Origin of the sequence: Siccirubricoccus soli, from assembly GCF_024178315.1 — a bacterium.
Lineage (GTDB): Bacteria > Pseudomonadota > Alphaproteobacteria > Acetobacterales > Acetobacteraceae > Siccirubricoccus > Siccirubricoccus soli.
Window position 1 is genome coordinate 1 of the sequence record NZ_JAMZIK010000114.1, and the last position, 23454, is coordinate 23454.

Sequence of the window (23454 nt, forward strand, 5' to 3'; positions counted from 1 at the left end):
CATCGCCATCCTGCACCCGCGCCAGGTCCAGCAGCAGCCCCGCCTGCTCGGCCAGCGCCGCATCGCCGTCCGGCAGCGCCGCCAGCCGGCGCAGCAGCGGATGGCGGGGATTCACCTCCAGCACCGGCAGGGCGCCGCCATTGCCGCGCCCGGCCCGACGCAGCAGGCGCTGCATCTGCAGATCCGGCCCGTATTGCGGCGCCGCCAGCACCGCGGCGCTCTCCACCAGCCGGTCGGTGCCGCGCACCTCGGAGACCTCCTCCTTCAGCGCCTCCTGCAGCCGCGGCAGCAAGGCCGCAAGATCCGCCGCCTCGCCCTCCGGCGCCGCGCCTTCCACCTTGGAGAGATCGACCGTCCCCTGGGTGATGCTGCGGATCGGCTTGCCCTCGAACTCGGCCATGCGTTCCGGCCAGAAGGCGTCGATCTGGTCGGTCAGCAGCAGCACCTCCACGCCCTTGGCGCGGAAGCCCTCGAGCTGCGGGGAGGTCTTCAGCACCTCGGCATCGTCGCCGAGCAGGACGTAGATCACCTCCTGCCCCGGCTTCATCCGCCCCACGTAATCGGCCAATGAGACCCAGCCCTCGGCGGCGGAGGAGCGGAAGCGCAGCAGGGCGGCGAGGTCCTTGCGGTGCTCGGCATCCTCCCAGACGCCCTCCTTCAGCACCGGGCCGAAATTCTCCCAGAACCCGGCATAGGACTCCGCCTCCTTCGCCTTGCTCTTCAGCTCGCCCAGCACGCGGGTGGTGACGGCGCGGCGGATGCGGGCCAGGGCCGGCGTCGATTGCAGCATCTCCCGACTGACATTCAGCGGCAGATCCTCGGTATCCACCACGCCCTGCACGAAGCGCAGCCAGGAGGGCAGCAGCCCGGCGCTGTCGGTGATGAACATGCGGCGGACATGCAGCCGCACATGGCTCTCCCGGTCTCCTTCCACCGCGGCGAAGGGCTTCATGCCGGGGATGAAGAGCAGGGCGGCGAACTCCACCGTGCCCTCCGCCCGCCAGTGCAGCGTGGCCCAGGGGGTGTCGAAGGCATGCGCCACATGGCGGTAGAATTCGGCGTACTGCTCCTCCGTCACCTCCGCCTTCGGCTTGCGCCACAGCGCGGTGCCCTCGTTCGCCGGCTCCTCCTTCCCATCCTGCACGATCAGGATGGGGATGGTGATGTGGTCGGCCCATTTGCGGATGATGGTCTGCAGCCGCAGCGGCTCCAGGAACTCCTCGGCGTCCGGCTTGATGTGCAGGACGATGTCGGTGCCGGGCTCGGCCCGCTCGGCCGGCGCCAGGGTGTATTCGCCGCTTCCCTCGCTGGCCCAGCGCCAGGCTTCATCGGTGCCGGCGCGGCGGGAGGTGACCTCGACGCGCTCGGCCACCATGAAGGCGGAGTAGAAGCCGACGCCGAACTGCCCGATCAGGCTGGGCTTCTCCGCCGCCGGCGCCTCCGCCAGGCGGCGGGCAAAGGCGAGCGTGCCGGAGCGGGCGATGGTGCCGAGATGCTCCACCAGCTCCGGCTTGCTCATGCCGATGCCGGGGTCGGAGAGGGTGATGGTCCGCGCCGCCTTGTCCGGGACGATGCGCAGCTTCGGCTCGGCCGGCAGGGAGAGGGCGGGGTCGGTCAATGCCTCGAACCGCCGACGGTCCACCGCATCGGCGGCATTCGCCACCAGCTCCCGCAGGAAGATCTCACGCTCCGAATAGAGCGCATGCACGACGAGGTCGAGCAGGCGCCCGACCTCGGCACCGAATTCATGCCGCTCCAGGGTCTCGCTCACCGCGGTTCCTCCGATGCTATCAAGGGCTTGGCGGCCGGCGATATGCGGCGCTTGCCGTGCCGTTTCAAGCCGAAGGAGTCCCGCCATGCCCAATGCCATGTCCCGCCGCACCGCCCTGGTCCACCGCGTGCCGGCCCGCCACCCGGGCGATGCCGCCGCCGTGGCCGCGCTGTTCGACAGCGGGGCGATGCGGCCGGAGGAGGTGGTGGCCATCCTCGGCAAAACCGAGGGAAATGGCTGCGTCAACGATTTCACGCGCGCCTATGCGGTGGAGGCGCTGAGCTGGATGCTGGCCGCAAGGCTGGGCAGCACGCCGGAGGCGGTGCAGGCGCGGGTGGCCCTGGTGATGTCGGGCGGGACGGAGGGCGGGCTTTCCCCGCATTTCCTGGTCTTCGGGGTGCGGGAGGCGACCGCGCCTTCCGGCCCCCCTGCCCTCGCCCTCGGCACCGGCTTCACCCCGGAGCTGCCGCCGGAAGCGCTGGGGCGACTGGCGCAGGTGCGGGCCACCGCCGCCGCGGTGCGGGAAGCGATGGACCAGGCCGGCATCGCCGACCCGGCGGATGTCCATTACGTCCAGGTGAAATGCCCGCTGCTGACCAATGAGCGCATCGCGGCGGCCAAGGCGCGGGGTGCCACGGTGTCGACCGAGGACACCTACCATTCCATGGGCCTCTCCCGCGGCGCCTCCGCCCTCGGCGTCGCCCTGGCGCTGGGGGAGGTGGCGGAGGCGGTGCTGGAGGAGGCGGCGATCGGCGCCGACTGGTCGCTATTCTCCGGCCGGGCGAGCTGTTCCGCCGGCATCGAGCTGCTGCGGGGCGAGGTGGTGGTGATGGGCAACAGCCCCGCCTGGGGCGGCGACCTCGCCATCGCCCATGCGGTGATGCAGGACGCCATCGACCTGCCCGCCGTGCAGCAGGCGCTGCGCGGCGCGGGGCTGGCGCCGGGCGGCGGCCAGCTTCCACCCGCCGAGGCGGCGCGGCTGGTCGCCGTGCTGGCCAAGGCGGAGCCCGCCTCCACCGGCCGCATCCGCGGCCGGCGTCACATCATGTGGGATGACAGCGACATCAATGCCACGCGCCATGCCAGGGCGCTGGTCGGCGGCGTCATCGCCGCGGCGGTGGGGCGGACGGATCTGTTCGTCTCGGGCGGGGCGGAGCATCAGGGGCCGGATGGCGGCGGGCCGGTGGCGGTGATCGCCCGCCGCGGAGTCTAGAGCATGCTGCGTTCGCTTGCGCTTACGCAGCATGCTCCAGGCCGTTGGTTTGCGAGCATCTTCACGCGTTCAGATGATTCCATCTGAACGCGATCTGCTCTAGAGCAGCCTCCGACCTGATGGATCACCCCGTGATCCATCAGGTCGAAGACAGGCTGCCCCGGATACCATGTTTGCCAGGGCAGGAAGCCGATCAGGCGATCCCGGCCGATCGGGGATTGTTCCAGGTCCGGATCGGCCGCGCTGCATTCCGCGCGGCGCATCTGGCGACGCGCTGCACATTCCTGGCCACGGCGGCGCGCCGTGGTCGCACCGCAGCACCGGGGCGGGATTCTCCGGCACGGCCCGATGTTCTGTCAAACTCAGGGGTTCCAAGGGCCTTTCGGCCCTTGGCGGGTGGAGCTCGAGGAGGGCAGCGCCCTCCTCGACCTTGACGTCAGCCCTTCGCCGCCTGCGCCCGCATCTGAGCGATGGTCTGGCGGTTCGTCACCTGCTCGGGGTTGGTGCGCACCTCCACCACCGCCGGCTTGCCGCTGGCGATGGCGCGCTGCACGGCGGGGACGAGCTGATCCGTCGCCTCCACCACCTCGCCATGCCCGCCGAAGCTCTCGATAAATTTCGAGAAGTCGGGGTTGGTCAGCATGGTCGCGGAGACGCGGCCCGGATAGTGCCGCTCCTGATGCATGCGGATGGTGCCGTACATGCCGTTGTTGAACACCAGGATCACCGGCGCGACGTTGGCGTGGAAGGCGGTCGCCAGCTCCTGGCCCGTCATCAGGAAGCCGCCATCGCCGACGAAACCGATGACGGTGCGGTCCGGATGGGTGATCTTCGCGCCGATCGCCGCCGGCACCGCATAGCCCATGGCGCCGTTGGTCGGGCCAAGGAAGTCCTGGTTTTCCGAGACATGCATGAAGCGCGTCGGCCAGGTGGCGAAATTGCCGGCATCGGTGGTGAAGATGGTGTCCTTCAGCAGCGCCTTCTCCAGCGCCTGCAGCGCGACCGCCAGGTTCAGCGGCCCCTCATACTCCGGCGCCTTGGCCTGGGCCTCGCGCGCCGCGCGCAGCTCGGCGCGCCAGCCGCTCCACACCGGCTTCGCCACCGGCTTGGCCGCCTTGGCCGCCAGCGCGAAGGCGTTGAGGTCCGAGGTGATGCCGAGCGCCGGGCGGTAGACCCGGCCGATCTCCGCCTGGTCCGGATAGACATGCACGATGGGCGTCGCACCGGCCATGTCGAACAGCGTGTAACCCTGGCTCACCGGCTCCCCGATGCGGGTGCCGATGGCGAGGAAGAGATCGCAGCCCTTGGCCGCCTTCACCAGCCCCGCATCGGCGCCGACGCCGAGATCGCCGACGAAATTCGGATGGGTGCCGTCGAACAGCCCCTGGCGGCGGAAGCTGACCGCGACGGGGATGTCATTCGCCACCAGGAAGTCGCGGATCGCGGCGCGGCCTTCCTTGCTCCAGCGGCTGCCGCCGAGCACGGCGAGCGGCTTCTGTGCCTTGCCCAGCAGCTCCATCAGGCGCGGGATCGCTTCCGGCGCCGGGTGCGGCGGCAGCACCGGGGCGGGGGCGAGGTCCTGCACCACGGCCATCTCGCGCTGCATCTCCTCGGAGATCGCCACCACCACCGGGCCGGGCCGGCCGGAGGTGGCGACGTCGAAGGCATGCGCCATCAGCTCCGGGATGCGCGCGGCGTCGTCGATCTGCGTCACCCACTTGGCCAGCGGGGCGAACATCTTGCGGTAGTCCACCTCCTGGAAGGATTCGCGATCCGTCTCCTCGAAGGGGATCTGGCCGATCAGCAGCACCAGCGGGGTGCTGTCCTGGAAGGCCACATGCACGCCGATGGCGGCGTGGCAGGCACCGGGGCCGCGCGTCACCACCGCCACGCCGGGCTTGCCGGTCAGCTTGCCATAGGCCTCGGCCATATGGACCGCGCCCGCCTCGAACCGGCAGGTGGTGGTGGCGATGCGGTTGCGCTGGGCATAGAGCCCGTCGAGCAGGTCCAGATAGCTTTCCCCGGGGACGCAGAACACATGCTCCACCCCCTGGGCCACCAGCGCATCCGCCAGGATGTGCCCGCCGAGCCTTGCTTCCGCCATCTGTCGCTCCCCCGGTCCTTGCGATCCGTCGGGCTGGTCTAGCGCGGCGCGGGCGGGGCGTCACCCGGGGCGCTATCTCCTGATCCGGGCGGGGGCGCGGCCCCCTGCACCCCCGCCGGGGGGTGGACCACCCCCCGGGCCCCGGCGCGAGTCGGCAGGCTGAACCAGCATATCCAGACCGGTCCGGGCCAGGTTTTGGCCCGGGCGGGCCCGGGGGCGGAGCCCCTGCTCACCCCACCACCACCCTCACCCCATGCGCGGCGCAGATCGCGATGATCTCCGCCGGCACCAGCCCGCCCGGCCCCGCCGAGCTCCCGGCCGCGTCGAAAGCGCGGAACATCGCCAGCGCCTGGTGACCCGGCGTCGCCGCCACCAGGAAGCGCACCGGCGCCGCGCCGTCATTGCGGAAGCCGTGGCAGGAGCCCCGCGGCAGCGCCACCGCATCGCCCGGCCGCGCCCGGCGCTCGCCCTCCGGCGAAAGCAGGGTCAGCTCGCCCTCCAGGATGAGGAAGCTCTCATGGTCCTCGGCATGGACATGCGGCGGCACGACATAGCCGGGCGGCACCCGATGTTCGCCGAGGAACAGCCCGGCGAGCGCCGGCTCCTGCTTCACCACCATGGCGGCACCGAAGACATCCAGCACCTCGCCCTCGCCTTCGGCCGTCACCGTCACCCCCGCCTGCGCTACGTCCAGCATCCTCGCCTCCTCTGCCCTCCCGGCCGGGCAGAGCCTGCCGAGGCGCGGCCGCCGGGGCGAGGCTTCCGTCTGGACAGCGCGTTCGCCGCGCCGAACAATCCCGCCATGCGCGCCTTCGACGGCATCGAGGCCTTCGTCGCCGTGGTGGAGACCGGCAGTGTCACCGCCGCGTCCGCCCGGCTGCAAGCGGCGAAATCCTCGGTCAGCGAGAGCGTGCGGGCGCTGGAGGCACGGCTGGGCGCCCGGCTGCTGGATCGCGGTGCCCGCACCATCCGCCCGACCGAGGCAGGGCAGGCCTACTACACTCACTGCCGCCGCCTGCTGGCGGAGGCGGAGGCGGCGCGCCTTGCGGTGCAGGCGCTGCAGAGCGCCCCCTCGGGCCGGCTGCGCATCGCCGTGCCCGAGTGCTTTTCCGCGCGCTGGCTGGTGCCGGCGATGGCCGGCTTCCTCGCCGCCCATCCCCAGGTGACGGTGGAGCTGGTGGAGGGCGCCGGCCATGCCCGGCTGGTGGAGGACGGCTTCGACCTCGCCATCCGCGTCACGCCCGATCCGGCGCCGGGGCTGGTGGTGCGGCGGCTCGGCCGCTCCCGCATCGTCATCGTCGGCGCGCCGGCCTATCTGGCGGCGCGCGGCGCACCCGCGGCGCCGGTGGAGCTCGCCGGCCATGCCTGCATCGGCTTCGCCCCGCTCGCCTGGCGTGACCAGTGGCAGGTGGCGGAGGAGAGCATCGCCATCCGCCCGGTGCTGGTCACGGACAATGCGGAATCCCTGCGGGCCGCGGCGCTCGCCGGCATCGGGCTGGTGGCGCTGCCGGATTGGGTGGTGGCGGATGCGCTGGCGGAGGGCCGGCTCTGCCAGGTGCTGCCGGAGGCGCGGATGCCGGAAAGCGGGATCTTCGCCGTCTATCCCAGCAGCCGGCTGCTGGCGCCGACGGTGCGGCTCTTCGTCGAGCATATCCTCCGCGCCTTTCGCGCGGCGGGGCTGGCGGAATAGCCCGGCGGCGGTGCCGAGAGGGGCTTCGCCCCCCTCGGGCTCCCCCCACCAAAGGCCGAAGGGCCTTTGGAAACCATGGGCTAGGCGCGTCGGGTTCAACGGGGGTGGGCGCGCTGCGTCCGTCGGGGCCGGTTCGGGCCGCCCTGCCCCGGCGCGGCGAAATGCGCCATGCTGGAGGCAGCACGGGAGGAGAGTTACCCCATGAAGGTCGGGCTGTTCCTGAACACCCAATTCCCGGAAGGCGACAGCCTGCCGGCGAGGCTGCCGGAACTGGCCGCACAGGTGCGGCAGGCGCGCGACTCCGGCTTCGCCTCGCTCTGGTTCCCGGACCACTACATCATCGGCCCGGTGCAGATGCCCCAGCCCATGCCCCTGCTCGCCTGGCTGCTGCGGGAGGCGGAGGGGATGACCGTCGGCCCCAACATCCGCATCCTGCCCCTGCTGAACCCGGTGATGGTGGCGGAGGAGGCGGCGACGCTCGACCTGCTCTCGGGCGGCCGCTACGTGCTCGGCGTCGGCCTCGGCTACCGGGAGGCGGAGTTCACCGCCTTCGACATCCCGCTGAGCGAGCGCGCCGCCCGCTTCGGCGAGAGCATCGGCCTGATGCGCAAGCTCTTCACCGGCCAGAAGGTCACGCATGAGGGCAAATTCTACACCCTGCGGGATTCGGCGCTGAGCTGCCCGCCGGTGCGTCCCGGCGGCCCGCCCATCTATGTGGCGGCGACGGTGGAGGCGGCGGTGAAGCGGGCGGCGCGGATCGGCGATGCCTGGCTCATCGTCAACGCCTCCACCATCGACAGCGTCGCGGCGCAGATGGCCGTCTACCGCGCCGCCCTGGCGGAGGCCGGGCGGACGCCGCTGGAATACCCGATCGCCCGCGAATGCTATGTGGGCGAGAGCCATGCCACGGCCTTCGAGGAATGCCGGGAAGCCCTGCGCTACAAATACGCCGCCTATGCCGCCTGGGGCCTCGGCGGCGGCCAGGCGGCGCCGACCGACGAGGCGATGTTCGGCATGCCCTTCGAGCAATTCGTGAAGAACCGCTTCATCATCGGCGACAAGGTCTCGGTGAAGGAGGAGGTGGCGCGCTACCGGGAGACGCTGGGCGTGGACCACTTCATCATGCGGGTGCAATGGCCGGGCCTGCCGCAGGAAAGGGCGCTCGGCAGCATCCGCCGCCTGGGCGAGATCTTCGGCTGATGCAACGGCGGCCGATCCTGGCAGATCGGCCGCCCTCCATCGCCGGGCGGCCCGCCGCCGGGTCCCTTGGCGACGCGGCACGGGCCGCCGAGCGCCCTCCCTGGCGGCAGGCGCTCAGGCCCGGCGCAGCGGGTTCGGCGCCACCGCTGGGCCGGCGCCCAGGATGAAATCCCCGGGCCGCGCCATCTCCACCCGGTCCCGGCCCTGTGCCTTGGCGCGGTAGAGCGCGGCATCCGCGGCGCTGATGGCGGCCTCGGCGGTGCTGCCGGCCGGCACCATGGCCAGGCCGATGCTGGCCGTCACCGCCAGGTTCAGGCCGCCCGCCGGGATGGCGGTGCTGGAGAGGGCAAGGCGCAGCCGCTCCGCGACGTTCAGCGCGTATTCCTTCGGCGCCCCGGCCAGCACCACGACGAATTCCTCGCCGCCATAGCGCGCCACCACATCGGCGGCACGCAGATGCGTCTTCAGCCGCTGCGCCACCTCATACAGCGCGGCATCTCCGGCCGCATGGCCGTGATGGTCGTTGATCGGCTTGAAGCGGTCCACGTCCAGCAGCAGCACCGCCGCATCGCCGCCGCACAGCACCGCTTCCAGGTGGCGCAGCAGGTAGCGGCGGTTGCGCAGCCCGGTCAGCGGATCCGTCACTGCCATCTGCAGGGAGCGGTCCAGCTCCTCCTGCAGCTTTTCCTGGTAGCGCCGGCGGCGGATCTGGTTGCGGCTGCGCGCCCGCAGCTCGTTCGGGTCCACCGGGCGCAGCACATGGTCGTTCGCGCCCAACTCGAAGCCGCGCAGCACCAGGTCCCGCTGCGCCCGGTCCGCCACCAGCAGCATCGGCAGATCGCGCGTCACGCCCTGGGCGCGGAGGCGGGAGGCGAGGCGCAGCTCCTGCACCCCGGTCCCGGTCAGGCAGATCACCGCCAGGTCGAAGCCGCCCTCGGCCAGGGTGTCCAGCGCCCGGGCGCCGGCGGCGCCCCGGGCCAGGATGCCGTCCGCAGCCAGGGTGGCGGTGACGGCGACGATCTCCTCCCCGTCCTCGCCGACGACGAGTACCCGCGCCCCGGCCACCTGCGCCTCCGGGTCGGCCGGCGGGTCGAAGCCCAGCGCCCGCGCCGTCTCGCCCTGCAGCCGCCAGGCATCCTGCACCTGCTTCACCCGCAGCAGGGCGCGCAGCCGGCCGAACAGGGTAGCGTCGTCCACCGGCTTCGACAGGAAGTCGTCCGCCCCCACCTCGAGGCCGCGGACCCGTTCCGCCTGGTCCACCAGGGCGGTGACCATGACGACCGGGATGTGGGCGGTGGCCGGGTCGGCCTTCAGCCTGCGGCAGACCTCGTAGCCGTCCATCTCCGGCATCATGACGTCGAGAAGGATGACGTCCGGGGCGGAACGCGCGACCGCCGTCAGCGCTTCCCGCCCGGAGGCCGCGAGGGTGACGTCGTAGTACTCGTTCAGCAGCTTGGCTTCCAACAGCCGCAAATTGGCGGTGATGTCGTCCACCACGAGGATCCGGGCGGTCATGTGACCGCCCCATGAAATCTATGTGCAGGGCAGGCCGCAGCGGCCGAAGCCCCCTCCCCCGGTTGCATCCCGGCCCCTAGTGGTGCGGGGCGGCCGGCCCAGCGGCGGCGCGAACAGCAACGGAGAGCAGCATGTCGGAATTGACCGCGGGCGGATCGACACGGGCGGAGCGAGGCTCGAACGCCCTGCTGTTCTTCCGGCGCTGGCTGGCCAACCCGCTGCAGATGGGCTCCGTCATCCCCTCCTCCCCCGCGCTCTGCCGCCGGATCGCGGCGCTGGTCGAGCGCCGGCCGGACGAGGTGGTGGTGGAGCTCGGCGCCGGCACCGGCGTCGTCTCCCGCGCCCTGCTCGCGGCCGGGGTGCCGGCGGAGAAGCTGGTGGTGGTGGAGATCGTGCCGGAGATGGCCGACCATCTGCGGGACTCCCTGCCGGGGGTGCAGGTGGTCTGCGGCGACGCCTTCGCGCTGCCGGACGCGTTGCCGGAACGGCTGCACGGCAAGGTGGGCACGGCGATTTGCGGCATTCCGCTGGTGCTGCTGCCGCTGGAGCAGCAGCGGCGCTTCGTGACGGCCGTGGAACGCGTTGCGCCGGGGCGTGGCTTCCTCCTCTATACCTATTGCGTCACCTCGCCGCTGCCCTACCGCGCGCTGGGGCTGACGGCACGGCGCGAAGCCTGGACCCCGTTGAATTTCCCCCCGGCCAGCGTCTGGCGATACCGACCGGCGGCCGGCTGAGCCACCGGGCCAGGGCAGGCTGAGCCGCGCCCCTGGCGCTTCACCGGCAGCCTTCGCCTCGCAACCCGGCATTCGATATGCCCCAGCAAAGGGCATGACAGATGCCAATTCCGCCGCCCATTGTCCGGCTAGATATCACGGAAACCCGGCAGGGTAGAAGGGCAGCCGGCTCGCCGGGCACAACCAGAATGTCGTACGGGGAACAGGAACACCAGCCGCGGGTTCATCCGCCACCGCTCAGCCTGAAGCCAGGGCAACCTCCACCCCATCGGCGCGGCGCAGCCTTGCCACCAGCCGGGCATGCGGCCCAGGGCGGAGCTTCAGCGCCTCCTCCAGCCCGCGCTCGGCCAGCGCCGCCCGCACCGCATCCACCTCCGGATGCTCTCCTTCCAGTTGCAGCAGGCGCGCATGACTGTCCGGCAGCCGGGAAGAAGCGCCTTCCCCCTGCCACTGGATCAGGGCGGGGATCAGGTTGTCCATGTCCTGGCGCTGCGGCGGGAAGGCCATGCGCCAGGAGAGGTCGCCGCGGGTCATCGCCACCACCTCCCCGCCCCGGTGGCCCAGCCGGGCGATCACCGCCTCCAGCACCGGGGTCCGCGCCACCCAGGCGATGAGGCGCGGCTCCGCCTCCAGCGCCTGGCGCAGGGCGGGGTCGTCCAGGTCGAAGGGCCGGGCGCGGGGCGGGTCCGGCTGCGCCGGGTCCGGCGCGATCACTTCCAGATAGACGCCCCGGCCGAGGCCGAGCAGCATGTTGTGGGTGCCGAAGCCGAGGTGCTGTCCCCCCGGCCGTGGCCGGATGCCGAGGTGCCGCTCGACGAAGGCAGCGCCCTCCTCCAGGCTCCGCGCGCCCAGCACGATGTGGTCGATCTCGGCCATCCGTCCTGCCCCGGCCCCGCCGGGACCCTCCCTGGCGGCACGCCCCGGCGCACCGCGAATTGCGTCTTCCCGAACATCGCCCCGGGACGGTCCCGGTGATGGCCCGGCGGCGCTGGCGCTCCGCCAACACCGCCGCACTGCACCGCCGGCCGCGCCGCAACGGCATCATGCCAGGGTTGCACGGCGGGGTAATGCGCCAAATCAACGCCGCGACGTTCCGGGCGGATCCAGGGCGGCACGGCGATGTCGGCGCTGCCGTCGTCCGGCCTGGCCAGGCGCTCTCCGCCGGCCGCTTCTCCAACGCCCGGCGGGCCGATGGCAGCAGGGGGTGGCCCGCTCCACCAGGCAGCCCAGGACCGCCCGCTCCCGGGAGGGCGAAGTGAACGCCCGCCGACCCCTTCCGGACCGACAATCGTCGGGGTCCGGCGGTTCGGGGTGACGGCGAGGAAGTCCGGCCAGAATCGCTCCCCTGGAGCCGGGCCCCTAGCCGTTCTCGGGCTCGTGCCGGCTGATAACGACGTCGCTGTGAGGTAAATCAGGCATGCGGGCGGTATCGAGAGCCTCTAGCCTCCCGCTTGGCGTGATGAGCCAGAACCGAAAGCCGAGTTCCACCAGCCATGCGACGAAGGCCCCGACATCGGCACGTGCCGACATCATCCCGACCGACCATTCGCATAGGATCTGGAGGCGGGGCGAGCGGCGAATCAGTGCCTCGGCGCCGCGCAGAGCCAAGGGTTCCGCGCCTTCGATGTCGATCCTGAGCAGGTCGAAAACAGCGTCCGACGGGAAGAAGGTATCGAGGCTGATCGACGGAACCTCCACCCGGTTGGAGTAGGCGTTGTGGTAGCCATCATCCATCGCCCGCTCCGGCACGACGTTACCGCTGCCGAAATGCAGCGGCTGGGAGGCAAGGACGATAGAACCCGGCCGATCCGTGACAGCCAGCGGATGCACCTGCACGTAGGACGACATGCCGTTTATGAAGATGCTGGAATACAGCAAGTTCTGAAGTGCCGGGTTCGCCTCAAAGGCGTGTACCCGGCCGCTGCCGCCCACCGCCGCCGCGATGCTAAGAGTGTGGTATCCAATGTTCGCGCCAATATCCATGGCCTGCTGCCCCGGCCTCAGGAGGCGCTGGATGACCTGCTCCACATGCGTCTCCCAGCCGCCATGCAGAATGAGGTGGGGAGTCAGATCAACATCGGTCGGCACGCAGTAGATGCGGAAGCCTCGATGGGTCTGAGTCAGAACGCGATCGCCCAGAAAGACAGTGACCGGGCGGCGGGTGATGTGCTCGCTCCGAGAAGAAGGCACCAGGCCCTCTGCCGCGAGCCGGTCCATTCGGGCGCGGAATTCGTCCGTCACGCAGAGATAGTCACCAAGCTCGAAGCGATTCTTGAAACCCAGGGACAAGTGATGAGCGATGTCGTCCTTGCCATGAGGCGGGCGCCGGAGCAGCACCTCGAAGGCGAGAGAGATATCCTCGGCCGTGACCCCAGCCGTTGTAGCTGCCGTCGGGGCCTCGCCTTGTACAGCACGGCGGACCGCGCTCGTCAGCTTGTCCCAACCCATGGTGCAGCTCCTCGAAATCCAGCTCGCCGGATCGGTGGCGTGGCAGAGTGGGCGCGATCGCCCGCAGCACGAACCCTGTCAACAACGTTTTGGCGTTTCCACGGCGAACGAAACGGGTCGTCCTGCCGCAGTCTTGGCGGCCTCCCGGCCCCGCGGCAACCACCGGTAGGGGCTGCGGCCCGGCCGTGGAGGGGCCTATCCTGGCACGTCAGGCCCCGGGGAGGCGGAGATGGCGGAGCAGTTGGTGGCAGGCATGGCAGGGTTCGGCCGGCTGGTGGCGCTGCAGCAGGGCAATTGGGCGGCGCAGGAGGAATGGAAGGCGCTACTGCTGGAGGTGGGCGGGACCGGCCGATGAGGCGGCTCGGCCTGCTGCTCCTCGCGCTGCTGCTGGCCCGGCCGGCGGTGGCGGAGGCGCCGCTGCCACGGCTTGGCGCCGATGCGGCGCAGGTGACGGTCTCCGGCCTCTCCTCCGGCGCCTTCATGGCGGCGCAGCTCCATATCGCCCATGCGCAGGGGATCGCCGGGGCGGCGATCATCGCCGGCGGCCTCTATGGCTGCGCGGTGGAGAGCCTGGATTCGCGCGGGGTGCTGCGGTCGCTCGCGGCGCTGGCGATCGGGCCCTGCATGAGCCAGCCGGCGGGGCTGCGCCCGGCGGAGGCCTATGCCGACCTGGCGCGGCGGCTGGCGGCGGCGGGGCGGATCGACCCGCTGGCGGCGCTGGCGGGGGCGCGGCTCTACGCCTTCACCGGCGATGCCGACACGGTGGTGCGCAGCGAGACGGTGCGCCGGGCGGTCGCGCTGTACCAGGCGCTGGGGGTGAAGGCGACGAACATCACCTTGCAGGACGGCGCCCTGCCCGGCGGCCATCCTGGCCATGGCTGGATCACCGAGACGGCCGGCGGCGCCTGCCCCGCCGAGGCCCCGCCCTATGTGAACGACTGCGATTTCGACCTGGCGGGGGCAGTGCTACAGGCACTGTACGGCCCCCTGGAACCGAAGGGCAGGGCGAGGGACGCCGGGCTGATCCGCTTCGACCAAGCGGAATTCGGCCCGGGCGGCAAGCTGCGCCGGCACGGGCTGGGCGAGGTGGGCGCGATCTACCTGCCCGAGGGCTGCGGCGCGGCGGCGCCGGGCTGCCGGCTGCATGTGGCGCTGCATGGCTGCCGGCAATCGCTGGAGGCGGTGGGCGAGGCCTTCCTGCGGCAGAACGGGCTGAACGACTGGGCGGAGAGCAACCGGATCATCGTGCTCTACCCGCAGGCGGCGGCCAGCTCGACCCGCGACTTCCAGCCGCCCCGGCTGACGGATGCGTTCAATGCCAATCCGCGCGGGTGCTGGAATTGGTGGGGGTATGGGTACGACGCCGACTACCCGACGAAGGAAGGGGTGCAGGTAAGGGCGTTGTGGGGGATGGTGCAGAGGGTGACCGGACGCGAGAATTGAGGGAGGCCCTGCCGCCCTCGTTGGGCGCAGTGCGCCCAACCCCATCCGCCAAGGGCTGGAAGGTCCCTTGGAACCCTTGGGTCGGCTGGTTCGACCGTCGGAGCCAGACCTCATGGTTACCAAAGGCCCTTCGGCCTTCGGCTGCGGGAGCATGAGGGGGACAGCATCCCCCTCGTCCTAGAGCAGATCGCCGCAGGGCGGCATCGCCCGAAGGCGTGAATCTGCTCTGCAAACAAAGGCGTAGAGCGTTTTCGGTGAACGCATGTAAACCGCAAACGCTCTAGGCGTTGCCGTTCAGATAGCTCATCGCCGCCTGCACCCCGCCCGGCTTATGCGGCACGCCGGCCGCGGCCAGCCCCATCTCCACCCCGCCCAGGGTGCCGATGAGGGAGAGCGGCCCGAAATCCCCGAGATGCCCGATGCGGAACACCCGGTCGTTCAGCCGCCCCAGGCCATTGCCGAGCGACATGTTGAACTTCTCCAGGATCGTCGCCCGCAGCGCATTGGCGCTGTGCCCCTCCGGCACCCGGACCGCGGTCAGGGAGGAGGAGTAGTGCCGCGGCTCCTCGCACTGGATCTCGAGGCCCCAGGCGCGGACCGCCCGGCGCGTCGCCTCGGCGAACCGGTCATGCCGGGCGAAAACGCTCTCCAGCCCTTCCTCCAGCAGCATGTCCACCGCCGCATCCAGCCCGTAGAGTAGGTTGGTGGCCGGCGTATAGGGGAAGTAGCCGGTGGCGTTGGCCGCCAGCATCGGCTTCCAGTCCCAGAAGCTGCGCGGCAGTTTCGCCGTCTCGGCCGCCTTCAGCGCCTTCTCGCTGATAGCGTTGAAGGAGAGGCCGGGCGGCAGCATCAGCCCCTTCTGGCTGCCCGCGACCGTGACATCCACGCCCCATTCATCATGGCGATAGTCGATGGAGCCGAGGGAGGAGATGGTGTCCACCAGCAGCAGCGCCGGGTGGCCAGCCGCGTCGATCGCCTTCCGCACCTCCGCGATCCGGCTGGTACAGCCGGTGCTGGTCTCGTTATGGACGACGGCGACGGCCTTGATCTCGTGGTTGCGGTCCTCGCGCAGCCGCGCCTCGATGCCCGGCGCGTCTGCGCCGCGGCGCCAATCCGTCTCGATGAACTCGGCGTTCAGGGAGAGGCGCTCCGCCATCTCCCGCCAGAGATGGGCGAACCAGCCGGTCTCGCACATCAGCACCCGGTCGCCGGGGGAGAGGGTGTTGCACAGCGCCGCTTCCCAGGCGCCGGTGCCGGAGGCGGGGTAGATGACCACCGGCTGCTCGGTCTTGAACACCGCCCGGAGCTTGTCCAGAAGCTGCTTGCCGAAGCGGCCGAAATCCGGGCCGCGGTGATCCATGGTCGGGTTGTCCATGGCGCGCAGCACGCGGTCCGGGACGTTGGTCGGGCCCGGGATCTGCAGGAAATGGCGGCCGGCAACCGGCTTCGACTGGTAATAGGCCATGGGGCCCTCCCTTGCTGCCGAGGTTTATGGCGCGATCCATGCTGGATCGCCAATGAGAACCCCTTGTCGGATTGATGAGTATTATAGATCGGACAGGCGGGCGGCGGCGGGGTAGATGCAGGATGAGAGGCCCCCACCCCAGCCCTCTCCCGCCTTGCGGGGGAGGGAGGGACCCGCGTCCGAAGGGCGTGGGAGGGTGAGGGTGATCCCCACCTCCCCGCCTCACGGCGGCAGGGTGGGGGTGCAACAGGACCCGCGCCATGAACGCCTTCACCATCCCCAAGGACCGCATCGGCGACAGCGCCCTGGCCGAACGCCTGCGGCGCGAGACGGCGGGCGAGGTGCTGTGGAGCGCCGCCGATCGCGGCCGCTACGCGACGGATGCCAGTATCTACCAAGTGGAGCCGGTCGGGGTGCTGGTGCCGCGCTCCATTGCCGATGTGGAAGCCGCGTTGGCGATCTGCCGGGATGCCGGCATCCCCGTCCTGCCCCGTGGCGGCGGCACCAGCCAATGCGGCCAGACGGTGAACCGCGCCCTGGTGCTGGACTGCACCAAATACCTGAACCGCGTGCTGAGCGTGGAGGACGGGACGGCGCGGGTCGAGCCCGGCATCACCCTCGGTGCGCTGAACGCCGCAATCGCTCGGACGAAGCAGTTCTACCCCGTCGATCCCTCCACCTGGCAGCGCTGCACCATCGGCGGCATGGCGGGCAACAATAGCTGCGGGTCGAAATCCATCCGCTACGGGCTGATGGCGGACAACGTCACCGCCATCGACGCGCTGCTGGCCGATGGCAGCCGCTTCCGCTTCGGGGAGCTGCCGGACAATCTCGGCGCCGAGGTGCCCGCCGGCATCGCCGACCTGATCCAGCGCCTGCGCGCCCTCGGCGCGCGGGAGGCGGAGGAGATCGCGGCGCGCTTCCCCAACCAGCTCCGCCGCGTCGGCGGCTACAACATCGAGAGCCTGACGCCGGCGGCGCGCGCCGAGGGGCGCGGCAACCTCGCCCGGCTGCTGGTGGGCAGCGAGGGGACGCTCGCCTTCTCCGCCGCGCTGGACCTGAAATTGTGGCCGGTGAAGCCGCGCAAGGTGCTGGGCATCTGCCAATTCCCCAGCTTCCGCCGCGCCATGGATGCCGCCCAGCATCTGGTGACGCTGGACCCGGAGGCGGTGGAGCTGGTCGATCGCACCATGATCGATCTCGGCCGCTCCATCCCGCTCTTTCGCGCCACCATCGACCGGATGCTGATCGGCGAGCCGGACAGCCTGCTCATCGTCGAATTCCATGGCCAGGAGGATGCGCCGCTGCTGGCGGCGCTGGACCGGCTGGAGGAGATGATGGGCGATCTCGGCCTGCCCGGCCAGGTGGTGCGCGCCACGGAGGCCGGCTTCCAGGCCGCCATCGCCGAGGTGCGGGAGGCCGGGCTCAACATCATGATGAGCATGAAGGGGGACGGGAAGCCGGTCTCCTTCATCGAGGATTGCGCCGTCTCCCTCCCCGATCTCGGCGACTATACCGAGCGGCTGAACGCCGTCTTCGAGAAGCACGGCACCAAGGGCACCTGGTACGCCCATGCCAGCGTCGGCTGCCTGCATGTCCGCCCGGTGCTGAACATGAAGGACCCGGCGGATGTGCGCCGCATGCGCGCCATCGCCGAGGAATGCTTCGCCCTGGTGCGCGAATACAAGGGTTCGCATAGCGGCGAGCATGGCGACGGCATCGTCCGCTCCGAGTTCAACGAGACGATGTTCGGCCCGCGCATCGCCCGCGCCTTCGAGGCGGTGAAGGATGCCTTCGACCCCGCCGGGCTGCTGAACCCGGGGCGCGTCGTCCGCCCGCCAAAGATGGATGACCGGACGCTGTTCCGCTACTTCCCTGGCTACGCCGCCGATCCTGCTATCACCCCGGTCCTCGACTGGTCCGCCTGGCCCGGCCCGCAAGGCGGGCTGCTGGGCGCGGTCGAGATGTGCAACAACAACGGCACCTGCCGGAAATTCGACGCGAACGTCATGTGCCCCAGCTACCGGGTCACCAAGGACGAGCAGCATCTGACGCGCGGCCGGGCCAACACCCTGCGCCTTGCCCTGACCGGCCAGCTGCCCGGCGGCCTTGCTTCCGAGGCGGTGCATGAGGCGCTGGCGCTCTGCGTCTCCTGCAAGGGCTGCAAGCGGGAATGCCCGACCGGCGTGGACATGGCGAAGCTGAAGATCGAAGCGATGGCGGCGCGCGCCCGCACGCAGGGCCTCAACGCCAAGGATCGGCTGATCGCCAGCATGCCGCGCTGGGCGCCCTTCGCCGCGATGCTGCCGCCGCTGGCCAATGCGCGGGAATGGGTGCCGGGCCTGCCGCGGCTCATGCAATCGCTGTTCGGCTTCGCCGCGGACCGCCGCCTGCCGCGCTTCCGCCTGAACGCCTTCCATGATGCGGAGCTGCCGGCGCCGAGCGGGCGGGAGGGCGAGGTCATCCTCTACCCCGATCTGTTCAACCGCTATTTCGAGCCGGAGAATCTGCGTGCCGCCGCCCGCGTGCTGCAGGCCGCCGGCTACCGTCCCGTGGTGGCCCGGCCGAAGCGCGGCACGCGGCCGCTGGATGAAGGCCGCACCCTGCTCGCCGCCGGGCTGGTGGAGGAGGCGCGCGCCGAGGCAAGCCGCACGCTGGAGGCGCTCTCCGCCTTCACCGCGCCGGTGGTGGGGCTGGAGCCCTCCTCCCTCCTCACCCTGCGCGACGAATTCCCCAGCCTGCTCCCGGGCGCCGAGGCGGAGGCGCTGGCCGGACGCGCCCTGCTGCTCTCGGAATTCCTGGCGCGGGAGAAGCCGAAGCTTGCCCTGAAGCCGGTGGCGCCGGCGGCGCATGTGCATGGCCACTGCCATCAGAAGGCCTTCGGCGCCTTCCCCGCCGCCGTCGCCATGCTGAACCTGGTGCCCGGGCTGAAGGTGCAGCCCATCGCCTCCTCCTGCTGCGGCATGGCCGGCAGCTTCGGCTACGAAGCCGCCAACCTCGCCACCAGCAAGGCGATGGCCGAGCTGTCCCTGCTGCCGGCGGTGCGCGCCGTGCCGGCGGGGGAGCTGATCGTCGCCGACGGCACCTCCTGCCGCCACCAGATCAAGGACCTGGCCGGGCGGGAGGCCCTGCACGGCATCCGCGTACTGGAGATGGCCCTGGCATGAGCAGTCCCGAAGCGATCCTCGCCTTCTGGTTCCAAGGGGACCGGCACGCCTTCCAGGAGCGCTGGTTCCAACGCGACGATGCCTTCGATGACGCCATTCGCGCGGCTTTCGCCGCGCTGGTGCCTGCGGCGCGCGAGGGCAGGCTGGATGTCTGGGCGGAGACGCCGCCGGGCGCGCTCGCCCTGCTGCTGGTACTGGACCAGTTCCCGCGCAACCTCCACCGCAACAGCGCGGAGGCCTTTGCCAGCGATGCCCATGCCCGCGCCATCGCTCGCCGCGTGGTGCTAGAGCGGCGCCTCGACCTCGCCCTGACCCCGACCGAGCGTTCCTTCCTCTACCTGCCCTTCGAGCATGGCGAGGCGATGGCGGATCAGGATCTCTCCGTCGCATTGTTCGAGGGTCTGCGCGACGATCCGGTCCATCGCGCGCCGGGCGGCACCATCGACTATGCTTGGCGCCATCGCGCCGTCATCCAGCGCTTTGGCCGCTTCCCCCACCGCAATGCCGTCCTGGGCCGGGAGAGCACGCCTGCGGAGCTGGCCTGGCTCGCCGCCGGCGGCGGCTTCTGAAGCCAGTGTCCCAAAGGCCCTTCGGCCTTTGGCGGGGTGGGTCCGGGAGGGGCAAAGCCCCTCCCGCCTTACCGCTGCGCCACCCGCTGGTCGCGGTCTGGCACTTCGATGGGTCTGACCTCCACCGGCACCACGCCCTGGTGCCGCATGCCGAGTTCCTCCGCCGTGCGCGGCGTCAGGTCGATCACCCGCCCACGCACATAGGGCCCGCGGTCCTCCACCCGCACTTCCGTGGTTCGCCCGTTCTCGAGATTCGTGACCTGCGCCCTGGTGCCCAGCGGCAGCGAACGGTGCGCCGCGACATTGGAGTTCGGGTTGAACCGCGCGCCATTCGCCATGCGCCGGCCATTGAAGCGCGGCCCGTAATAGCTCGCCCGGCCGCGCTGGACCTGGTGATGCGGTTGTGAAGCCGCGGCGCGATTGCGCGCTTGCCGGGGACGCTCTGCGCCGGCAACATGTGCCTGCCGGTCCTTCGCGGCGGCGGGGGAGGTGAGGCCGTGCTCAACGGTCACGCCGAGCACGGCGAGGGCCGCCAGCGCGGCCCATCCGATCTTGCGCGTCATGGCGCTTCGATACGCCTGACAGGGTGCGGGGTTCGCCGCGGCTCTCCGTTTCCACCGCAGGCAGGGCCGGTGCTAATCCTCCTTCCACCATGACCGTTCAAACCCTCACCATCCAGGAGTCGGAAGCCGATACCAGGCTCGACCGCTGGTTCCGCCGCCGTTTTCCGCAGCTTACCCAGGGGGCGCTGCAGAAGATGCTGCGCAGCGGCCAGATCCGGGTGGATGGCAAGAGGGTGGAGGCGAATACCCGCCTGCAACCCGGCCAGGCCATTCGCGTCCCCCCCCTGCCGGAGGGCCCCGCCCCGGTCCCGGACCGCAAGCCGGTCTCGGAGCGCGATGCGCGCGAGCTGGAGCGCATGGTCATCTACCAGGACGACAGCGTGCTGGTGCTGGACAAGCCGCATGGCCTCGCCGTGCAGGGCGGCCCCGGCATCACCCGCAACCTGGATGCGATGCTGGACGCGCTGCGCTTCGACGCCGAGGAACGCCCGCGCCTGGTCCACCGGCTGGACCGCGACACTTCCGGGGTGCTGCTGCTGGCCCGCAGCGCCGCCGCCGCCGCCTTCCTCGCCAAGGCCTTCCGCGGCCGGGATGTGGAGAAAACCTACTGGGCCGTGGTGGTGCCGCAGCCGGAAGCGACGGAAGGCCGCATCGACCTCGCCCTGGCGAAGCAGGGCGGCCCGCGCGGGGAGCGGACCATGGCGGTGGACGACCCGCGTGAGGGCGTCCGCGCCATCACCGATTTCCGCACCCTGGACGCCGCCCGCCGCCGCGTCGCCTGGCTGGAGCTCAAGCCGCTGACCGGCCGTACGCATCAGCTCCGCGTGCATTGCGCGGAGGGCCTCGGCACCCCGATCCTGGGCGACGGAAAATATGGCGGCATCGCCGCGCATCTCGAAGGCCTGCCGGGGCAGCTCCATCTGCATGCCCGGGCGCTCCGCCTGCCGCATCCGGAGGGCGGGGTGCTGGAGGCGGCGGCGCCCCTGCCGCCCCATATGCGGGAGACCTTCGCCTATTTCGGCTTCGAGGCGCCGAAGACGCCGAAGCCGCGCCGCCTGGCAGCACCGGGGAAGCGTTGAGGCCGGGGCGAGAGCTGAGGGAGAGGACGATGTCCGGGACACGGGGCAAGGGCCGGGGCTGGCTGCGCTGGGTGCTGCTCGGCCTGGCGGTGCTGGTGCTGCTGCCGCTGGGCGGCCTCGCGGTGCTGCTCGCCACCCTCGACCTCGACGCGCAGAAGCCGCGCATCGCCGCGGCGGTCCAGCAGGCGACCGGCCGGGCGCTCACCCTGTCCGGCCCGATCAGCCTCAAGCCCTCCCTGGTGCCGACCCTGGCGGTGGAGGGGGTGGCGCTGGCCAATATGCCCGGCGGCTCCCGCCCGCAGATGCTGGAAATGCGGCGGGCGGAGCTGGAGCTGGCCCTGCTGCCGCTGCTCTCCCGCCGGGTGGAGGTGCGGCGGCTGGTGCTGCTCGGCCCCGACATCCTGCTGGAGACCGACCCGCAGGGCCGGCCGAACTGGGCCTTCGCCCCGGAAGGCGGGACCCCGTCGCCCGCCCCCTCGCCCACCGCCCCGGCGGAGCCCGCCGGCCCCGGCTACCAGCTGGCGGTGCAGCGCGTGGTCATCACCGAAGGTCGCCTCACCTGGCGGAACGGCGCCACGGGGCAGAGCCGCGTCCTCGCCGTGCCGCGCTTCGAGGCCAGCGCGCAGAACGGCCCGATCGGCTTCGGCGGGGAGCTGGCGCTGGATGGCACCGCCTTCCGGCTGAGCGGCGAGACCGGCCCGCTCGCCGCCCTGTTCGGCCCACCCCCCGCTGCGCCCTGGCCGGTGAAGCTGGCGCTGGACGCCGCCGGCGCCCATCTCGCGGTCGATGGCAGCCTCGCCCAGCCCCTGGCCGGGCGGGGCTGGCGCGGCAACGTCGCGGCCCAGGTGCCGGCGCTGGAGGCGCTGGCGCCGCTGGTGCCGGGCCTCGCCCTGCCGCCGCTGCACGGCATCGACCTCGCCGCCACTGTCGCCGAGCCGGCCACCGCCAACCCGGCGGGGCTGCCGGAAATCTCCGGCCTGCGCCTGACGATCGGCGAGAGCGCGCTGGACACGTTGCTGCCCGGGCTGAAGCTGGCGGCGGCCAGCCTGCAATTGCCCCAGCCCGATCAGGATGCGCAGATCGAGGCGCGGGGCAGCCTCGGCGCCCTGCCCTTCACCCTGGCCGGCAGCCTCGGCGCCCCGGCGCCGCTGCTGCAAGGCCAGCCCGGACCCTGGCCGCTGGACCTGACGCTGACGGCAGCCAATGCGGAAGCCAGGGTCCAGGGCGTCATCGCCCGGCTGGCGCAGCTTGCCGGGGTGGACCTTGCCCTGAGCCTCAAGGTGCCGAGCCTCGAGCCCTTCGCCGCCCTGGCCGGCAGCCCCCTGCCCCCGGTCACCGATATCGCCCTCGAGACCAGGCTGGCAGAGCGCGATCCGGGCTTCGCCAACGGCGCGGTGCTGCGCGGGCTGCGGCTCACCTCCTCTGCCTTCGATGCGGCCGGGGACCTCACCCTGCAGACGGCGCCCCGCCCCGGGCTGCGCGGCGCCCTCGCCTCCGACCGGATCGACCTGGATGCGCTGAAGCCGCCGGCGAAGCCCGGCCAGCCCGCCGCCCCCACGGCCGCGCCCGGCCCCGCCCCCGCCGATGGCCGGGTGATCCCCGATCTGCCCCTGCCGGTGGAGGCGCTGAAGGGCCTGGATGCCGGGCTGCGCTGGCAGATCGGCCAGCTCCGGGCCGGCGGCGTCGCCATCCGCCAGGTGCAGCTCGTCCTGGAGTCGGCGGAGGGCCGCGCCCAGCTTCATCTGCCCACCGCCACCCTGCCGGGCGGGCAGTTCGCGGCCCGGCTGAACGCCGATACCACCCAGGACCCGCCCCGAGTGGCCGGCGCGGTCTATTCGGAGGGGCTCGACCTGCCCCCCCTGCTCGCCGCGCTGGGCGCTCCGGCGAACATCTCCGGCCGGCTGGAGGTGGATATCGACCTGGCCGGGCATGGGCGGGATCTGCGCGCGGTGGCGGGCAGCACCGATGGCCATGCCGCCCTGGCGCTCACCTCCGGCCATATCGATCAGGGCCAGGGCAGCATGCTCTCCCGCGCCATCGGGGAATTCCGCCAGGCCCTGCCGCAGGTGGCCGGGCTGGCCCAGGGCCGGCTGGAGGTGGCCTGCGCCGCCGCCCGCTTCGCGGTGCAGGACGGCATCGCCCGCAGTCAGGCGCTGCTGGTGGACGGCAGCCTGGGCAAGGTCGGCGGCGGCGGCAGCGCCAATCTGCGCGACGAGACCCTGGCGCTGCGGCTGGAGCTGGACCTCGCCCTGCCGATCCCCGGGGTGAATCTGGTGCGCATCCGGGCCCCGGTGCCGGTCACCGGGCGCTTCGCCGCGCCGCGGGCGGATTATGCGGCGGCGGCGGCGGGCGGCGCGCTGGGCACGGCGGAAGGGCTGCTGCGCACCCCAGGCAACCTCGCCGATGGCGTGCTCGGCGCCCTGGGCGGGCCGCGCAACCTGGTGCCCGGCGCGGGCGGCAACCTGCCGGATTGCGGCGCGGTGCTGGCCGCGG

At 71.6% G+C, this 23454-nt stretch carries 18 protein-coding genes; 10 read left to right on the forward strand and 8 right to left on the reverse strand.

Annotation, left to right across the window (positions count from 1 at the left end):
* Positions 1-1771 (reverse strand): molecular chaperone HtpG (gene htpG, locus NJ376_RS18110; protein WP_252954689.1); only part of this gene is annotated, 1771 nt, incomplete at its 3' end.
* An 85-nt stretch (positions 1772-1856) separates the two neighbouring features.
* Between htpG and atzD the strand changes: the two genes are divergently transcribed.
* Positions 1857-2984 carry a cyanuric acid amidohydrolase gene (atzD, locus tag NJ376_RS18115; RefSeq protein ID WP_252954690.1) on the forward strand — a complete coding sequence of 376 codons (1128 nt, stop codon included), beginning with the start codon at positions 1857-1859 and terminating at the stop codon, positions 2982-2984.
* 436 nt (positions 2985-3420) lie between these two features.
* Here atzD and NJ376_RS18120 read toward each other — a convergent pair whose 3' ends face one another.
* Together NJ376_RS18120 and NJ376_RS18125 are read right to left on the reverse strand one after the other, a co-directional pair.
* Entirely contained in the window at positions 3421-5088 is a 1668-nt protein-coding gene (locus NJ376_RS18120) for a thiamine pyrophosphate-dependent enzyme (protein WP_252954691.1), read from the reverse strand.
* 229 nt (positions 5089-5317) lie between these two features.
* Positions 5318-5785: a cupin domain-containing protein gene (locus tag NJ376_RS18125; protein WP_252954692.1), complete on the reverse strand. Its 468-nt coding sequence runs from the start codon at positions 5783-5785 to the stop codon at positions 5318-5320.
* Positions 5786-5890: 105 nt separating this feature from the next.
* Here NJ376_RS18125 and NJ376_RS18130 point away from each other — a divergent pair, with 105 nt between their 5' ends.
* Together NJ376_RS18130 and NJ376_RS18135 are read left to right on the forward strand one after the other, a co-directional pair.
* Complete coding sequence (locus tag NJ376_RS18130; RefSeq protein WP_252954693.1) at positions 5891-6778, forward strand: LysR family transcriptional regulator; 888 nt, start codon at positions 5891-5893, stop codon at positions 6776-6778.
* Positions 6779-6979: 201 nt separating this feature from the next.
* A complete protein-coding gene (locus NJ376_RS18135) occupies positions 6980-7978 on the forward strand; it encodes an LLM class flavin-dependent oxidoreductase (protein ID WP_252954694.1) in 999 nt (332 codons plus the stop codon).
* A 114-nt stretch (positions 7979-8092) separates the two neighbouring features.
* Here NJ376_RS18135 and NJ376_RS18140 read toward each other — a convergent pair whose 3' ends face one another.
* Positions 8093-9493 carry a PleD family two-component system response regulator gene (locus NJ376_RS18140; protein ID WP_252954695.1) on the reverse strand — a complete coding sequence of 467 codons (1401 nt, stop codon included), beginning with the start codon at positions 9491-9493 and terminating at the stop codon, positions 8093-8095.
* A gap of 131 nt (positions 9494-9624) precedes the next feature.
* Between NJ376_RS18140 and NJ376_RS18145 the strand changes: the two genes are divergently transcribed.
* Positions 9625-10227 carry a class I SAM-dependent methyltransferase gene (locus NJ376_RS18145; RefSeq protein ID WP_252954696.1) on the forward strand — a complete coding sequence of 201 codons (603 nt, stop codon included), beginning with the start codon at positions 9625-9627 and terminating at the stop codon, positions 10225-10227.
* 237 nt (positions 10228-10464) lie between these two features.
* Here the strand turns inward: NJ376_RS18145 and NJ376_RS18150 are convergent, their stop codons facing one another.
* Both NJ376_RS18150 and NJ376_RS18155 read right to left on the reverse strand, forming a co-directional pair.
* On the reverse strand, positions 10465-11103 hold the full coding sequence (locus NJ376_RS18150) for a VOC family protein (RefSeq protein WP_252954697.1): 639 nt from the start codon (positions 11101-11103) through the stop codon (positions 10465-10467).
* A 483-nt stretch (positions 11104-11586) separates the two neighbouring features.
* Positions 11587-12675 carry an FkbM family methyltransferase gene (locus NJ376_RS18155; protein WP_252954698.1) on the reverse strand — a complete coding sequence of 363 codons (1089 nt, stop codon included), beginning with the start codon at positions 12673-12675 and terminating at the stop codon, positions 11587-11589.
* Positions 12676-12904: 229 nt separating this feature from the next.
* Between NJ376_RS18155 and NJ376_RS28800 the strand changes: the two genes are divergently transcribed.
* Both NJ376_RS28800 and NJ376_RS18160 read left to right on the forward strand, forming a co-directional pair.
* Positions 12905-13030 carry a hypothetical protein gene (locus NJ376_RS28800; RefSeq protein WP_256476432.1) on the forward strand — a complete coding sequence of 42 codons (126 nt, stop codon included), beginning with the start codon at positions 12905-12907 and terminating at the stop codon, positions 13028-13030.
* Positions 13027-14118 (forward strand): extracellular catalytic domain type 2 short-chain-length polyhydroxyalkanoate depolymerase, encoded by a 1092-nt coding sequence (locus NJ376_RS18160; protein WP_252954699.1) that lies wholly within the window; start codon positions 13027-13029, stop codon positions 14116-14118. The genes NJ376_RS28800 and NJ376_RS18160 overlap by 4 nt, the downstream gene beginning before the upstream one ends.
* Before the next feature lie 280 nt (positions 14119-14398).
* Here the strand turns inward: NJ376_RS18160 and NJ376_RS18165 are convergent, their stop codons facing one another.
* Positions 14399-15583: a pyridoxal-phosphate-dependent aminotransferase family protein gene (locus NJ376_RS18165; RefSeq protein WP_252954700.1), complete on the reverse strand. Its 1185-nt coding sequence runs from the start codon at positions 15581-15583 to the stop codon at positions 14399-14401.
* Between the two features lie 260 nt (positions 15584-15843).
* Between NJ376_RS18165 and NJ376_RS18170 the strand changes: the two genes are divergently transcribed.
* A complete protein-coding gene (locus NJ376_RS18170; protein WP_252954701.1) occupies positions 15844-18750 on the forward strand; it encodes an FAD-binding and (Fe-S)-binding domain-containing protein in 2907 nt (968 codons plus the stop codon).
* Positions 18747-19319, forward strand: a complete 573-nt coding sequence (locus NJ376_RS18175) for a DUF924 family protein (RefSeq protein WP_252954702.1) — start codon at positions 18747-18749, stop codon at positions 19317-19319. The genes NJ376_RS18170 and NJ376_RS18175 overlap by 4 nt, the downstream gene beginning before the upstream one ends.
* 68 nt (positions 19320-19387) lie before the next feature.
* Here the strand turns inward: NJ376_RS18175 and NJ376_RS18180 are convergent, their stop codons facing one another.
* Entirely contained in the window at positions 19388-19882 is a 495-nt protein-coding gene (locus NJ376_RS18180; RefSeq protein WP_252954703.1) for a septal ring lytic transglycosylase RlpA family protein, read from the reverse strand.
* An 89-nt stretch (positions 19883-19971) separates the two neighbouring features.
* On the opposite strand from NJ376_RS18180, the gene NJ376_RS18185 reads away from it, so the two are divergent.
* Together NJ376_RS18185 and NJ376_RS18190 are read left to right on the forward strand one after the other, a co-directional pair.
* Positions 19972-20961 carry an RluA family pseudouridine synthase gene (locus NJ376_RS18185; RefSeq protein ID WP_252954704.1) on the forward strand — a complete coding sequence of 330 codons (990 nt, stop codon included), beginning with the start codon at positions 19972-19974 and terminating at the stop codon, positions 20959-20961.
* Positions 20962-20990: 29 nt separating this feature from the next.
* On the forward strand, positions 20991-23454 hold a 2464-nt coding region (locus NJ376_RS18190; protein ID WP_252954705.1), incomplete at its 3' end, for an AsmA family protein.

What these genes read in the sequence shown, in the direction of transcription:
- atzD (WP_252954690.1), top strand. Translation starts at nt 1,857, where the DNA reads ATGCCCAATGCCATGTCCCGCCGCACCGCCCTGGTCCACCGCGTGCCG.
- NJ376_RS18120 (WP_252954691.1), bottom strand. Translation starts at nt 5,088, where the DNA reads ATGGCGGAAGCAAGGCTCGGCGGGCACATCCTGGCGGATGCGCTGGTG.
- NJ376_RS18125 (WP_252954692.1), bottom strand. Translation starts at nt 5,785, where the DNA reads ATGCTGGACGTAGCGCAGGCGGGGGTGACGGTGACGGCCGAAGGCGAG.
- NJ376_RS18130 (WP_252954693.1), top strand. Translation starts at nt 5,891, where the DNA reads ATGCGCGCCTTCGACGGCATCGAGGCCTTCGTCGCCGTGGTGGAGACC.
- NJ376_RS18135 (WP_252954694.1), top strand. Translation starts at nt 6,980, where the DNA reads ATGAAGGTCGGGCTGTTCCTGAACACCCAATTCCCGGAAGGCGACAGC.
- NJ376_RS18140 (WP_252954695.1), bottom strand. Translation starts at nt 9,493, where the DNA reads ATGACCGCCCGGATCCTCGTGGTGGACGACATCACCGCCAATTTGCGG.
- NJ376_RS18145 (WP_252954696.1), top strand. Translation starts at nt 9,625, where the DNA reads ATGTCGGAATTGACCGCGGGCGGATCGACACGGGCGGAGCGAGGCTCG.
- NJ376_RS18150 (WP_252954697.1), bottom strand. Translation starts at nt 11,103, where the DNA reads ATGGCCGAGATCGACCACATCGTGCTGGGCGCGCGGAGCCTGGAGGAG.
- NJ376_RS18155 (WP_252954698.1), bottom strand. Translation starts at nt 12,675, where the DNA reads ATGGGTTGGGACAAGCTGACGAGCGCGGTCCGCCGTGCTGTACAAGGC.
- NJ376_RS28800 (WP_256476432.1), top strand. Translation starts at nt 12,905, where the DNA reads ATGGCGGAGCAGTTGGTGGCAGGCATGGCAGGGTTCGGCCGGCTGGTG.
- NJ376_RS18160 (WP_252954699.1), top strand. Translation starts at nt 13,027, where the DNA reads ATGAGGCGGCTCGGCCTGCTGCTCCTCGCGCTGCTGCTGGCCCGGCCG.
- NJ376_RS18165 (WP_252954700.1), bottom strand. Translation starts at nt 15,583, where the DNA reads ATGGCCTATTACCAGTCGAAGCCGGTTGCCGGCCGCCATTTCCTGCAG.
- NJ376_RS18170 (WP_252954701.1), top strand. Translation starts at nt 15,844, where the DNA reads ATGAACGCCTTCACCATCCCCAAGGACCGCATCGGCGACAGCGCCCTG.
- NJ376_RS18175 (WP_252954702.1), top strand. Translation starts at nt 18,747, where the DNA reads ATGAGCAGTCCCGAAGCGATCCTCGCCTTCTGGTTCCAAGGGGACCGG.
- NJ376_RS18180 (WP_252954703.1), bottom strand. Translation starts at nt 19,882, where the DNA reads ATGACGCGCAAGATCGGATGGGCCGCGCTGGCGGCCCTCGCCGTGCTC.
- NJ376_RS18185 (WP_252954704.1), top strand. Translation starts at nt 19,972, where the DNA reads ATGACCGTTCAAACCCTCACCATCCAGGAGTCGGAAGCCGATACCAGG.